General features: G+C 69.0%; 15 protein-coding genes and 1 pseudogene. 4 read left to right on the top strand and 12 right to left on the bottom strand.

All coding sequences use genetic code 11. From position 1 onward, the window contains the following. Positions 1-40: 40 nt before the first annotated feature. From ACIBK6_RS38675 to ACIBK6_RS38645, 7 genes are all read right to left on the bottom strand, one after another. Positions 41-214: a hypothetical protein gene (locus tag ACIBK6_RS38675; protein ID WP_399057597.1), complete on the bottom strand. Its 174-nt coding sequence runs from the start codon at positions 212-214 to the stop codon at positions 41-43. Further along, positions 211-534 carry a hypothetical protein gene (locus ACIBK6_RS38670; RefSeq protein WP_399057595.1) on the bottom strand — a complete coding sequence of 108 codons (324 nt, stop codon included), beginning with the start codon at positions 532-534 and terminating at the stop codon, positions 211-213. Before ACIBK6_RS38670 ends, ACIBK6_RS38675 begins: the two co-directional genes overlap by 4 nt. 85 nt (positions 535-619) lie before the next feature. Then, on the bottom strand, positions 620-1,324 hold the full coding sequence (gene lexA, locus ACIBK6_RS38665) for a transcriptional repressor LexA (RefSeq protein ID WP_399057593.1): 705 nt from the start codon (positions 1,322-1,324) through the stop codon (positions 620-622). Positions 1,325-1,607: 283 nt separating this feature from the next. Beyond that, a complete protein-coding gene (locus ACIBK6_RS38660) occupies positions 1,608-3,413 on the bottom strand; it encodes a hypothetical protein (RefSeq protein ID WP_399057591.1) in 1,806 nt (601 codons plus the stop codon). A 183-nt stretch (positions 3,414-3,596) separates the two neighbouring features. After that, positions 3,597-3,869, bottom strand: a complete 273-nt coding sequence (locus ACIBK6_RS38655; RefSeq protein WP_399057589.1) for a sulfurtransferase TusA family protein — start codon at positions 3,867-3,869, stop codon at positions 3,597-3,599. Beyond that, complete coding sequence (locus tag ACIBK6_RS38650; protein ID WP_399057587.1) at positions 3,866-4,222, bottom strand: methyltransferase domain-containing protein; 357 nt, start codon at positions 4,220-4,222, stop codon at positions 3,866-3,868. The genes ACIBK6_RS38655 and ACIBK6_RS38650 overlap by 4 nt, the downstream gene beginning before the upstream one ends. Positions 4,223-4,314: 92 nt before the next feature. Then, positions 4,315-5,388: a hypothetical protein gene (locus tag ACIBK6_RS38645; protein ID WP_399057585.1), complete on the bottom strand. Its 1,074-nt coding sequence runs from the start codon at positions 5,386-5,388 to the stop codon at positions 4,315-4,317. An 80-nt stretch (positions 5,389-5,468) separates the two neighbouring features. Between ACIBK6_RS38645 and ACIBK6_RS38640 the strand changes: the two are divergent. Both ACIBK6_RS38640 and ACIBK6_RS38635 read left to right on the top strand, forming a co-directional pair. Continuing rightward, a pseudogene (locus ACIBK6_RS38640) lies at positions 5,469-5,924 on the top strand (hypothetical protein); the annotation flags it as partial. After that, a complete protein-coding gene (locus ACIBK6_RS38635) occupies positions 5,921-6,253 on the top strand; it encodes a WhiB family transcriptional regulator (protein WP_399057583.1) in 333 nt (110 codons plus the stop codon). The pseudogene ACIBK6_RS38640 and the gene ACIBK6_RS38635, both read left to right, overlap by 4 nt. Before the next feature lie 22 nt (positions 6,254-6,275). On the opposite strand, the gene ACIBK6_RS38630 is transcribed toward ACIBK6_RS38635, so the two are convergent. Next, positions 6,276-8,093, bottom strand: coding sequence for an RNA-binding domain-containing protein (locus ACIBK6_RS38630; RefSeq protein WP_399057581.1), 1,818 nt, complete (start codon positions 8,091-8,093; stop codon positions 6,276-6,278). A gap of 451 nt (positions 8,094-8,544) precedes the next feature. Between ACIBK6_RS38630 and ACIBK6_RS38625 the strand changes: the two genes are divergently transcribed. Continuing rightward, complete coding sequence (locus tag ACIBK6_RS38625; protein WP_399057579.1) at positions 8,545-8,904, top strand: hypothetical protein; 360 nt, start codon at positions 8,545-8,547, stop codon at positions 8,902-8,904. 35 nt (positions 8,905-8,939) lie between these two features. On the opposite strand, the gene ACIBK6_RS38620 is transcribed toward ACIBK6_RS38625, so the two are convergent. Both ACIBK6_RS38620 and ACIBK6_RS38615 read right to left on the bottom strand, forming a co-directional pair. Continuing rightward, positions 8,940-10,052 (bottom strand): DUF4262 domain-containing protein, encoded by a 1,113-nt coding sequence (locus ACIBK6_RS38620; protein ID WP_399057577.1) that lies wholly within the window; start codon positions 10,050-10,052, stop codon positions 8,940-8,942. Between the two features lie 165 nt (positions 10,053-10,217). Next, positions 10,218-10,691 carry a hypothetical protein gene (locus tag ACIBK6_RS38615; protein WP_399057575.1) on the bottom strand — a complete coding sequence of 158 codons (474 nt, stop codon included), beginning with the start codon at positions 10,689-10,691 and terminating at the stop codon, positions 10,218-10,220. A gap of 713 nt (positions 10,692-11,404) precedes the next feature. Here ACIBK6_RS38615 and ACIBK6_RS38610 point away from each other — a divergent pair. Beyond that, a complete protein-coding gene (locus ACIBK6_RS38610; RefSeq protein ID WP_399057573.1) occupies positions 11,405-11,539 on the top strand; it encodes a hypothetical protein in 135 nt (44 codons plus the stop codon). Positions 11,540-12,028: 489 nt separating this feature from the next. Here the strand turns inward: ACIBK6_RS38610 and ACIBK6_RS38605 are convergent, their stop codons facing one another. Together ACIBK6_RS38605 and ACIBK6_RS38600 are read right to left on the bottom strand one after the other, a co-directional pair. Beyond that, entirely contained in the window at positions 12,029-12,178 is a 150-nt protein-coding gene (locus ACIBK6_RS38605; RefSeq protein WP_399057572.1) for a hypothetical protein, read from the bottom strand. Between the two features lie 36 nt (positions 12,179-12,214). Further along, a complete protein-coding gene (locus ACIBK6_RS38600) occupies positions 12,215-12,493 on the bottom strand; it encodes a hypothetical protein (protein ID WP_399057570.1) in 279 nt (92 codons plus the stop codon). Positions 12,494-12,841: the final 348 nt, after the last annotated feature.

The following is a 12,841-nucleotide window of genomic DNA, read 5'->3' as shown; positions in this document are numbered from 1 at the left end:
ACAAGCTCGTCTACGAGGCGCTGGGCACGAAGTGGCGCCGCTACCACGACACCCACTGCGGGTGCGGACTGAACTGGGTGACCGAGCACGCCGAGCCGGCCGGATTCACGGTGGTCCGCTCCGGCAGCGGCTGGGTGGCCCTGGTCGGCCCCGGTCCGACCGAAGGCGTCGACGAGAACGCGCTGACCGCGAACGCCCTGTGGGAGGCGGTCACCGGCACTCCTCGCGTTGCTGCTGGGCCTCTTCGAGGGCACGCCGCGCGGCTTGGCGAGTCTGCTCGATACGGGCAGGATCCCGGGGGATCTGGTCCCCTTCGGCCCCCGTGCCGCCGTCAGCCGCCGCCATCATGGCGTCGAAGGCATTCCGCCGCGCGGCCTCATTCAGTGGCTGGCGACTACGCAGCGCCCCGATTGTCATCAGCGTCAGCACGTCGTCGCTCGTGGTGGGCCGCATCCGGCCTTCGACCAGCTCGTCCAGCCGCCAGCTGTCCGCGATCTCTTCCCACGTCACGTCCGGCGTCGTCTCGTCGCTCATGCGTTTCCCATCCCCAGCGAAAGAGAAGGAGTCAACCACAGCGGCCGTCCGTTCGTGGGCCGGCCGAAATCCCGAACCGGCGTGCTCACAAGCTGCGCATGACCGCGACGACCCTGCCGAGGATGGAGGCCGTGTTGCCGCAGATCGGTTCGAAGGCATCGTTCTCCGGCATGAGCCACACCGTCGAGCCCTCACGCTTGAGGCGCTTGACCGTCGCCTCGCCGTCGATCAGGGCCGCGACGATCTCGCCGTTCTCGGCATCTGGCTGCACCCTGACGGCGACGGTGTCACCGTCCATGATGTGGGCCTTGATCATCGAATCGCCGCTGACCGTGAGCGCGAACAGCGACCCGCTGCCGACGAGTTGCCTCGGCAGCGCGAGTACATCCTCGACGTGCTCGTCGGCAGTGATGGGAACGCCGGCGGCGATTCGTCCGACGAGCGGGGTGTGGACCACCGAGGGGTCGGATGCGGTGGGCTCGGGGCCCGCGTCCGGGCCGATGCCGGCCTCGGTGCCGACGGCCGCGGTGGGGACGTAGGCGCGCGGACGCTTCGGGTCCTGGCGCAAGACACCCTTCTTCACCAGCGCACCGATCTGATGGGCGACGGACGAGGGGCTTGCGAGCCCGACGGCCTGCCCGAGCTCCCGCATCGACGGCGGATACCCGCGGTCGATGATGCTGGACCGGATGGCGTCGACGATCCGGTGTTGCCGGTCGGTCAGCCCGTCCGTCCGGGTCACTATGCCCGGCGGACGCCCGACGTACCGGGTTTCAGTAGTGGTCTCCATGTATGTCCCCCTTCGTGCGATGCAGAACCGAACCGTAGCCCGAGTTTGAGGAGAAGGGGCGGAAATTTGACCTTCGTTCGCTGTTCAGCGGGCCGCAAGCGCCTGGCGCACCAGCTCAGCACGACCACGAAGCCGGACCGGCACGGCCGATCAACGGGCGGCCCGTGACTGGCCGCGGCCCGGGAAGCCAACCGCGAGCTGACCCGAAGCTTCAACGGAACAGCTCCCTACGGAAAGTGCAGATGACGCGCCCCCGGCGGACTCCTCATACCGCCTGGTTCCCCTACTTCGCGGGGCTGCGCCGGAAGCGGGACACCTCCACCGCCCACTGGGCCAGAGCTGCCAGGTGACCGTTTGCCGGTGGCCGGTCCAGGGCGGCTGCGATGCGGGGATAGGCCGGGTGCATGTCGTGGTCGGCGCCGGTGACCAGGGCGGACAGCAGCGGGGCGTTGCTGTCGCGGCTGCGATCGACGCGTATCAGCAGTGCCGTCTGCTCGTTGCGCTCCAGGGGCGGCAGCCCTGGCGGCAACTGCTGGCGGATCTGGCCCCAGGTGAGGGTGGTTCCCGTGGACGCGGCCTTCTGCATGATCGCCCGGACCGCGTCCGCCAGCGGGTCGAGCTGCGTGCGTGCGGGGAGGCGGTCCCTGTCCCTGGCCGACCGTGTCCTGTCGGCGTGCGAGGGATCGCGGGTGCTCAGAGCCCGGTTCTTCCGCTCCGCCTTGCGCTCCCAGGACACGACCGCCAGACGGTCCTTGGGGTCAAGGGCGTCGCCCGCGGACCGCGCCGCGCGCGCGAGCTTGCTGACCAGCTTCCTCAGCTCGGCGGGGGACAGGGAGCGCTCTTCCCGGCGCAGGCGCTTGAGCAGCTTGCGTGCTTCCGCGGCCGCCTCCTGCCGCTGCTGCGACTTCTTGTTCTGCTGAGTGGCCGGACGGGGCTTCTTCGGGGCCGGCGTCGCTGGCCTGTGGTGCGCCTTCCGCCGGTGCGCCGCTGTGGCACGGGGTTCAACGACGTGGTCTTGCCCGTGCAGGTAGGTGCGTGCGGCCGTGAGCACACGCTGTTCCGAGGCGCTGGCGCCGCGCCGGGTCAGCGCGGCGGCCTGCTGCAGGCGGGAGCGCACGTCCCAGGCGCGTCGCTCGCGGACAGCCGCATCGAGATCGGCGAACAGGCATCGCTGGTACTCCTCGTGCGTGGCCAGCCATGCGCGAGCCTCCGCCAGGGCCTTCTCTGCCTCGGCGCGCACCGGTGGGGTGAGGCGCTGAAGCAAGGGGTCGCTGCCGGCGCACAGTCGGCGCACGTGCTCGACGGTTCCGGTCCGCTGCGCGGCCTCCAGGCCGCGGACGAACGTGAGCACGCTCTCCGGTAGGGCCCCGGTGTGTGCGGCCGGTCCGGCGGGCGCGGCAGTGGCACGGCTCGGGCCAGTGGGGCGGGTGTGCAGGAGACGGGCTGCGGTGGGCGTGAGCAGGCCCTCGTCGCTCCAGGTGCATTCGCTGAGCGGGATCCAGTCGGTGGGGTGTGCCAGGCTCTGGGTCCCGATCCAGACCCGGCGGGTGGCGCCGTCGCTGTCGCACCGCACCCGGTAGACGTAGGGGCAGCCCGTCAGCCTGTCCGGGTCCGGCACAACACCGGGTCCGAGAACCACTGTTCGCTCGGTGTTGTCCCAGTCGGGCCGTACGGAGCCGTCCATGTGGATGCGCAAGGAGGTGCCGTCCTCCAGGTCCACATCGACCAGGGAACCGATCGGCGGCGGGAAGACGAAGCGTGCGGCGCGGCCGTGATCCAGAAGCGACCGGGTCATCGCCGACTTCACGTACAGGTGGTCCGCGCTGGATTCGCCCACGGCCGGCCGGCGGCAGGTGTTCGGCATGCCGTTCGGCTGAGGGAAGTGCTGGAAGTGGCACTGACGATCGACGTAGAGCTTGGTGGCGAGCTGGGCGCCGCAGCCGCCCAGCAGCACACCGCACCAGAAGGTGTCCCGTTCGTGGGCGTGGCGGAAGGCGTCGAGCTCGATCGCCTCGGGTGGCAGGACGACGGGCACATCGGAGTGCTCATCGCCGATGACCGCCGTCTGCACCAGCCTGGAATCGCGCACCACGCCGCCCCCTTCACGTTCTGTAACCACGATAGAGGGCAAGGTCCGGCGTTACAGCAGTTCGGCAGCACAGGGGCTGGGGGCCGCTCGTTCGTGGCCGGATGCCAACGGATGCCGCGTCCGCTGCGCGACCCCGCTGCAGCCGGCCGGGACGAGGATGAGTGAGGAGGGGGCTATGGGGTGTCAGGGTGCGTCAGGGCGGGTGGGCAGCACGCCGGCGGTCAGTTGGAGTGCGTACGTCGGCTGGTCAGTGTCGGGGTCGGGGCCGAGGTAGGTGTGGCCGGTCATGTGGCACCAGGCGGGCAGGCCGAGTGGGGCGGCCTGGTCGGTGGCGATGACGTGGACGAGGGTGACCGGCGCGGTGCCGTCGATCTGCCTGCGCAGGCGGAGCATGAGGGTGACACAGAGCAGGACGGTGCCGTCGACGGTGATGTCCGGTGCAGGTATCGCGGTCATCGGGGCAGGGTCTGCGTGACGCGCCACTGGCGGCAGGGCAGGTCGCTCTCCTCGAAGGCGTGGACCTCGTTGAGGGTCCAGCCGTCGGCGAGGGCGTTGAACAGGGCGCGGTCGAAGAAGTGGACGGCGAAGCCGCCGTTCTCCCGGATGTCGTCGCCGTGCGCGGTGCCGGCGCCGTAGTGGGCGTCACCGGTGTGCCGGACGGTGCAGACGAAGGTCCCGCCGGTCCGCAGGACGCGGCGGATCTCGCCGACCGCCGCGTGGATCTCCTTCGTGGACAGCACCATGCACAGCAGCATGTACGCGAAGACCGCGTCCGCGGAGGAGTCCGCCAGGGGCAGCGGGTCGCGCACGTCGTGCACCGGTGGCGCGGCTGCACGTCGACCTGTGCCGCCTCGGTGGTGGCCTGTCCGGCCGCGCCTTGGGCGTGGGCTTGCCCCTGCCGCTAGTCGCCCCCACCACCGTCGCCGCCACCGCTGTCTCCCCCGTCTCCATCGCCCCCGCCTCCGTGTCCGCTGCCGCCGTCTCCTCCGTCGGAGCCCCAGCCGTCCGAGCCGCCCGGTTCGTTGTCGTCGCTGCCGCTGCCCAGGTTGCTGAACCAGGGGCGGTCCCAGGCATCGTCGGTGGCGACCGGTTCGGCGGCGCGGGCGTGCGGGCGCGGGAGCCGGAAGCGGGCCGTGCCAGTGGTGTCGCCCAGGCCGAAGGCGACCGCGAAAGCCTGGGCCATGACCGCGTCCAACGGGTCCGGGCTCTCGTACTGCACGGGCGCCAGGGGCAGCAGCATCGTGTCGGGGTCGCGGTGCGTGCGGCGCGGGGGGCACTGTATCAGGGCGACCCGTTGCTCGCCGCGCAGCAACCAGGAACTCGTGTAGTTTGCCCGTCGCAGCTCCCAGACCCCCTGGGGCAGCCGCGCTTGCGCGTAGCTCTTGGACTTGCGCAGCTTCTTCTTCAGGATCAGGGCGGCCGGTACGTCTCCAACGGTCATCCGCAGCCCCTGCGCCTGGTCAGCGGTGTTGCTCAGGAAGCCGTGCGGCGCCCGTATCCGTACGGGTGGAGCGTCCGGCCCCCACACGTCCACGCGCACCAGCCGACGGTCCACCGCCACGCCCACAGGACCGGCGGGTCCGTCCGCGTACCGCCGGGCCATCCACAGCGGCACCCCCTCCACCCGCGCTTGCTCGACCAAAGCGTTCATCTGGGCGGGGCCACCACAGTGCCGCACCGCCAATTCTCCAAGTGCCTTCGCGAACTCGGCGGCCTGGCGCACCTTCACGGGAGCCGTGGTGCCGGTGACGCGGGTCACCGGGACGACGCCACTGCCCGCGGCCAGCAGATCCAACGGACGTTCCGTGCCGCCGCCGCCGAGCCAGTGGCCGCGCTGGAACGCCTCGGCCATGGCCGGCAGGTTCAGCTCGCTCAGCGGCGTGACCCCGCGGCTGTGACGCAGGTCTTGCTCCGTCAGCTCGACTGTCCGCGCCAGCGGATTCCACGACCGTTCCGTATAGAGCGCCTGGTTCATGCCATTCCCCGTGTCTGTGCAGTACAGCGACCGAGCGTATCGAGCATCAGGACGCGTCCGAACACTGACTCCCTTCCGCGCGAGAGCTCCAAGACCGCTTCGGCATTGCCAACTCGACCGCGCAGAACGCGGTGCGCCTGCTCAAACGCGAGGGCCTGGTCTACGAGGTCAAGGGGAAGGGCGTGTTCGCCCGTACCTCTGTACAACAGGACGAGGCCCACCTCGGTGTGAAGGAGCCTTCGGGACAGCCCAGTTCTTCTCGGGGGGAGGCACGGACTGATGAAGAGACCGCCGCCGTCCTGGCTGTCGCCGAGCAGCGCCCGGCCCGCGCCGCCGACGCCCGCCATGCCCGGGTGCTTGGCCACTCGCTGAACCAAGTTAGGAGTCGGGGACCTCCGTCAAGGCCCCCGTCACCCGAAGGGGTTGCTGTGACACGGCGATGTCCCATGCCCCGCGCGCTTGCCGTACCGTTTTCGGACTGCGCCTGCCCAGGGGAGAACGGCGGGCCGCACCGGGGAGAGGACGCCTCGGGGTGACCAGCGATGACCAGGAGACCTGGAGTGAACACGCGATCTGCCGAACCGCCGATCCGGACGAACTCTTCGCCGACGGCGCAGCCCAGAACCAGGCCAAAGCCCTTTGCACCGGCTGCCCCGTGCGCACCGAGTGCCTCGCCCACGCCCTCGATCACCGCATCGAGCACGGAGTATGGGGAGGGATGACCGAGCGGGAACGGCGAGCACTCCTACGCCGCCGGCCGATGGTGACCTCCTGGCGGCGCCTGCTGGAGACCGCGCGCGCCGAGTACGGCCGACAGAGCACGGCGTATCAGGAGCCGAGCGAAGGATTCTCCCAGACCGGCTGAGCACGTTGCCTCGAGGATGCGCTCACCTAAGCAGGTCCATCTCCGCGTCGACGTACCCGAATTCGCGGGCCATGTGCACCAGCGCCTCCCGCAGCAGGCTCTGGCGGTCTGCGCGGTCCATGACCGGCGCGGCGGCGATGGCGACGGCCATCCGCGACCTGGTGCCGCCGTCGTTGGCGCCAAGCGGCGCCAGGTCGACGAGCGTGTCCAGGTCCGGAAGGACGCCGTTCTCGGCGGGCTGTTCGCACGTCATCCGCAGTTCGGTGGTGGGCGGGGCGGCCCACCACAGCCCAGCAGGCTCACCGACGACGTCGGGCAGCAGCTCGGCCGCTGTCTCCCACGCGCTCAGCAGGACAGCCTGGACCTCGTCGAAGCCCAACTGCGTGTCCCAACCGGAGCCAAGGGCCGCTGCCCACGCTGCTGGGTTCTCGATCAGGACGTCCGCGCAGGCGACCACGGTGGATTGCATCGCGGTGGGCAGGGCGAGCATGACGGAAGCCTTCAACGCCAGGGCGCCGTTCGGTCCGACGATGACGCACGTGTAGCCGACGGAACGGGCCGAGTTGCCGAAGGGCTTCCGTTCCCAGCGAGCGGCAGGCAGATCGGCGCCCCGGCGCCTGGACAGCATCGTCACCGCCCTGGCCACCGCGCTGTGCGGAAGCTTCTGTTCGAGCACAGTGCGCCGGGGTTTGCTGATCTCCAGCGTGCCCGGGTCGGCCCAGGGCAGGTTCACCAGGGCGCGCAGGCGCAGCGCCGGCGTCTGGCCGGAAGTCCAGTTCTCGGCCGACCGACCCTGGTTGAGGCTGAAGCGGGGGAGCGGCTGCCACCGCCACACGCCGCGCCCCGAACACGTCAGGCGGCCCGCGCCCCACGATCCGCCGTCGAGGTCCAGACTCCGAGAGTCGGCCGCGATCACCCACGGCATGTCCGTGTCCTCGGAGGGGCGGGGAAGGCCGATGGCCGCGAGCGGATCCTGGCCCGGGGCATGCCGGCCGGCTTCAACGAGCGCCTGCCAGACGGGCGCGGCGATGGCGACCGGAGGGCGCCCGGCCACCAGACATAGCACCCAGCCCGGTTCGCCATCTCGTTCGTGGTGCAGATCCTGCAGAGCGGCCGAGCCCTGCGCCCATGCCTCGCCGGCCGCCTGCCCCAGCCCTGCTTCGGCCAACTGCTCGTAGGCCGCCCGCATCTCCCGCTCCCGGCCGGGCAGACCTTGACCGACCCGCAGTCCGCCGTCCGGCCCGGCTTCCGAAACGGCCCGCCGTACGAGCTCCGTGAGGGCCTGGGCAGTGGGCATGCCTGAGGCTCGGACACCGGCGGAGAGCAGTTGCTGTATCTCGGTCCGCGGCAGCCAGTGCGTGCTGTCGCCGTCCCGCATCGGCACGGCGACCGTGTCGGTGCGGGACGAGCCGGGCTTGCCCACCGGTGCCGGTACGACGAAGAGAGTGTCGACAGCCTGCGCAGGGACGTTGATGAACACCACCAGCTCGCCGTCGCCGCCGGACCATCCGACACGCACGCCGCGAGGAGCAGGCGTGATCCATTGACGGATCAGCTTGCGGATCTGGTCCAGGTTCACCGCGGTTGGGTCGACCCCGGCGATGTGGTCCAGGACCTCTTCGTCATGGTGGAGGCGGGTAGCGATACCGATGACGATGACCCCGCCGCCGCCGTTGGCGAACGCCGCGACATCCTTTGCGAGTTCCTCGACCGCTTTGGGGTCCGCCAACTGGTACGGGGCCTCTTTCGCGTCGAGCCACTGCGTCTCGCGCAGCCCGAGCAGGGAAACCGGCTCGTGGGCGTCCAGCGCGGCCAGCGCGCTCTTCAAATCCGTCGGCACCCCGGCAGTGTCCACCGGCGATCCGGCCCTCCGCCGCCGGGTTTCACAAGTTCACGACTTCACCCGCCCGGACTGAGCTACCTCAGAACCACGGCCGGAGGCACTCGCCCGCCGTATGAGGCCCTGCCTGATCGCCAGTCGTCCGTGGCCCGGGGAGCAGAAAGGAGTGGCGGCCCCGGCCGTACTGCGTCCCGTCACGGGGACCGGGGCCTATCCCGCACACTCCACTCCGGCACGGGCCACGGCGAGCCTAACGGGTGAACCGAGAGTCCCTGCACGGCTTTTGCCGGCTCAACTCACCGGCCAGGACTGGGTACCTAGGATGAATCCGGCGCCGAGACTCCCGTAAGACGTTCACGCGGCCGGCTTCCATACAGGAGAGGTGTCCCGAGCGACGACACCGCCCGCACCGTCCTGGACGCGGGCCCTGTCGGCCTCAGCGGGCCTGGCCGTGACCGTAGAAGCCACCGAAAGCCTCGACACCGCGCTTCCCCTCCAGCTGGGCGAGCAGCGCCGCGGCTGCCACTCCACGAGCAAGGTCACTCGCGGTCCGGACCACGCGGCTCCGCGCGCGTCCAGACCGAGGACGACCATCGCTGAACTGAAGCACATCACCGTTCTCACCCAAGCTGCCACCAGCACGCTGGACTTCAGCGCGCAGCCAGCTCTTTGCCTGTTCACGAGAATGACCCCATTGCCTGATCTTGTGTGCGATATCCGCGCCGAACAGCGGAACGGCGAAATCCAGGAAGAGCCGAAGCTCGTCAATAGCATCCAATGGTTCAGGCTGACGCATGAAAATATCTCCTAGAACAGCGACGTAAAGAGCCGGGAACCAGTAAGGGGCTATAGAAGCGGCTGCGTTCCAGCGGAAAGCGAGCAAGAGGCGTCAGTTGGAAAGACACCGTCACGATCGGGCCACACGGCCTGCCAGTACGGGACGGCGGAGGCCTCCCTGCCGTACACCGCCCGCAGCATCGAAAAGGGCTCCAAGGAATCAACCCGCCGCATGAGCAGCTGGAATCCGTTCGCAAGGAGCCCGTCCAAAGCCACATCGGCAACCGGACCAGACGATCCAGAGAACCGCTCAACGACGGAATGGATCACGCTCTGCATCGCCCTGACGTCCAGGCCAGCCATCACGAACTCATACCCCAAAGATTCATGCAGACCGATGGTGTAGCAATAGGCGGCAGAACCCTCATCAGCAAGAACCGCCTGTACGGCAAACCCGTGCTTCGCGATAACGCCCCGCAGCCGAGCAACATACTCCGCCATGAAATCGGGTGGGCACACCAGACAATTCGCGTCCTCGCAAGCAGTGTGAGGACGCCCCTCCGGCAAAACATTCGCCGCGACATCGGGCCTGAATCCCACGTCGCGAACGACCAGCTGGGACAGATCGCCATCCGGACAGGACGACTCAATAGCCGGAAGATCGATACGGCCCCACCGGCCCTGCGACCGGTCGGCACCCAGGCACGACCACCCGTAGGCCTCGCCGCTCGCGTCGTCGACCTCCACGACGTACCACTCGCCCCAAGGGGAGAAGTAGCGGAGATGGACCACCTGGTGCTCGTGCGCCACCAAGACCGTTGCCCACAGACCCGGGATCTCGGCCAGCGCCTCCGGAGCCACGTAGAAGTCGTGACCGCGCTCCTCACGCCACAGCTCGGGCGGCCACGTCGTGACGGGAGCACCCCCCTGCGCGGGGCATTCGGATTCGGGTTCGGCGCGAAACACCGCCTGCTCCACATCCGGGTGGTAGACCGACATCCCTTCGCCGTCCCAGCGCACCGTGTACGCCTCCAAGTCATCGGGCAACGCGCGCAGTTCGGGGACGATCTCCATCGCCCTGAGGAAAAGGGCGATCAACACTTCCTCACGTCTTCCGGCATCGGCAGAAACGGTGGTCCGCTCCCAGGAGCGCCCGAGGACGCGCATACGGATGTCCGCCATGATCAGTTCTCCAGTGAATCGTTGAGTGGGGGAGCCCGGGCGAGGGCCTGACCGAGATGCACGTCGTCCGATCCCTCGGGCCATCGCGGAGCCGCAACGCTGCGCCTCCTCATCGGCATCACCGGCGATCCGGCCCGGACGGGGTGAGAAGGGGGAAGAGCTGGATCAGGAGCCGGGCGACTGCCGTGCGCGGTACTCGCCCACCACGGCGAGCACCGCGACGCCGAGAAGGCTGGCTCCCTCTGTCGCCATCCAGTCGGCGAGCGCCGCTCCGGGGTTGCTGCTCAGCCTCTGGATGAGGTCGTGCACGCCGATATGCGGGACGCCCTCGGCATCGCAGCCAGCCTCGAAATGGCCGACCTGCGGGGCGTACGCGTGGTAGTGCCCGTCGACGCTCCAGTGAGGGTCCTGCCACAGCTCGAACACTGCGTTCGGGGCGTCCTCCTCAAGCCGCGCGGCGACCTCCTCGCAGAGGCCCAGCACGGCGTCCTGGGCGCGATAGACCTGCCCCAGCGTGAGGGCCTCGGCAGGGCCACGCTCATACTCGCCGAGGAGCCCGTGCTCCCGCATGAGGTCGAGAAGCGCGACGAGCTCGCCAGCGGGAGCCGAATGGATACAGAGCTGCAGATCAGCAGACACGTTTCTTCCTAAGATAGAGCGCCACTCAGGGCGCGCACGAAGAGGGAGGGGGAAACGCCGCGCGTTGTCGGCAGCGGCAGTGGTGAAGCAGACGGCCTTCGTCCTGTCAGCCGGCGCCCTCGCACCCTGCGGGGAGTGGACCAGCGGCGTTAGGCATGTGGGCGGCTCTCCAGCCGTCCGGCGTGACTTCAGAGGCCAGGCTGACGGTGGTCGTTAGAACCGCGATGCCTCACGCCGCCAGCTGCGAGTCTCAGCGCGGCGAACCAGGCGGCGGAACCACGGCCCCTTCTCGCCCTCGTCGCTGTACCGGCCCGGCAGGATCTTGCTCCCCACGGAGCCAGTCCGAGCATTCTTGACCTTGCGACGCAACGGGCGACGCTTCGTCGCTCCGGTCCCCGGGACGGGGGTACTCATGTTGGGATCAACTCCACACTCGGCCAGATGCCTTACGCGGCGCCGTCGTTCTCGGCGCAGTCGGGGCAGTCGTCGGGACAGCGGTCCAAGGTGCCGTAGGTGTGAACCTCACAGCGCACACAGGGGTCGACGGAGGTGACATAGTCGCCGCCCTCGGTATGGGTATCTCCGGCCAAGCCGCCAGCCGGGCCCCCAGTTGGTTCGTTGCAGTGGCCGCAGTTGACCTCTCGGGGACGGTAGATGGTCACCAGAGCTCACGCTCGGGCAGACCACCGTGGAGCCTCCACAGGAACTCCGACATGTCGACGTCGCCGACTTCGTACTCAGTCACCTACCACCACCGGTACGCCCGACATCCGGCACTCCCGGCCGCGCACGACGTGACGATCCAGTCTGCCGTTGATCAGATCGACGACCGCACCGCACCCGGCTGACGGACAGCGGACGGCCATCACCCGACCCTCGTCGTCGAGGAGGGGCATTTCGGATGCGAAGGCCGTCGCGCTCTGTGCGCCTTTTAGGCGTGCAGAGAGCACCGCGCCACCGGCCTCTACGTCATCGATACACGACCGGCACAGGGGCTGCTTGCGTGCTCTGGCTGTGGCCTCTGGTGACGGGACCACACGGTGACCGTCAGGAGAGATACCGGGCGGCAAGCCCGTCTCGGGGTCGATCAAGAGGCTCGGGGCGGTGTGACGTTCCAGTTCGTCAAACATTGTCGGGCTGCCGCAACAGGGGCATTTCATCAAATAGAACAACGCGTCAGTTCTCTCTCGGGCGTATGAGCGGCGTGGGTGGGCGCGGACCGTCGAGCCGCCCCATGTGGCTGTCGGGGCAGAGGTCCGCTTCCCCCTTCCGTCTCGTTGTCGCACTCCTCGACCCAGCCGGGGCGGGTGCGGGGTGTGTGGTGTACCGGTGCTCTGTTAGGGCGCGTCGCTGGTCGCGCAAGGGCACCTATCGCTGTGAACGGCATCCCACTGGGAGACCCTGGGCGTTCCGTCGTCCTCGTAATCGAGGACCGTGTACTCCATGGTGTGGCCGTTGGCCGCGTTCAAGTGGACTGTGTCAGGCATGGCGTGCATCGCCTTCAGGCGTCAGTGTCCCCACGGTCAGGGACGGGCGCGGGTCTCGTTCAGGTAGGCCATCCTGACCAGCTGCTCGTAGCGCTGGGAGTGCTCGTCCCTGAGCGCTCGAAGCGCCGTCTGCTCGGCTCGCTTGCGGCGAGCGATGGCCTCCTGCGCCGCCAGGGCCTCCGGTCTTTCGCGTGCGGGCTCGATCGGCACGACGGATACGGAAGTTGCGGTGCTGCGTTTCAGAGCGAGGTCGACCAGAGAGCTGAGGTGTCGTGGACAGGCGAGGAACTTCTCGCCGCCTTGTCCGTTCGCCACCGCCCATTGGGCGTCGTAGGGGCATTGCCCTCGTCTTAGGGCTCCGTTGCGAGTTACGTATCCGCTCGGGCGGAGACTGCACGCAGTGTGAGGCTGGTGGCTCATGACGGCCCCTTCAATGGCCCATCGGAGGGGGCGTAGTCGGGTGTGGGGTGGGGGTGGCCCGGCCTCGGGTGGAGGGTGCCGGGGCCGGGCCTGGGGGCGGCCCTCGGTGGTTTGGGGGCCGCCCCGGGTGTTGGGGGTGGTGGGTTGTGGGTGTTAGTTGGTCTTGTATCCGTTGAGCTTTTCGATGAGTTCGGCGCGGTAGAGGGTGAGTGCCTGGGCCTTGTCGTCGAGCTGGGTGATCTG

The sequence above is a fragment of the Streptomyces sp. NPDC050485 genome (assembly GCF_044458185.1).
Taxonomy (GTDB): Bacteria; Actinomycetota; Actinomycetes; order Streptomycetales; family Streptomycetaceae; genus Streptomyces.
The sequence above is the reverse complement of the archived record's forward strand: the minus strand, read 5'-3'. Positions and strand labels throughout refer to the sequence as shown.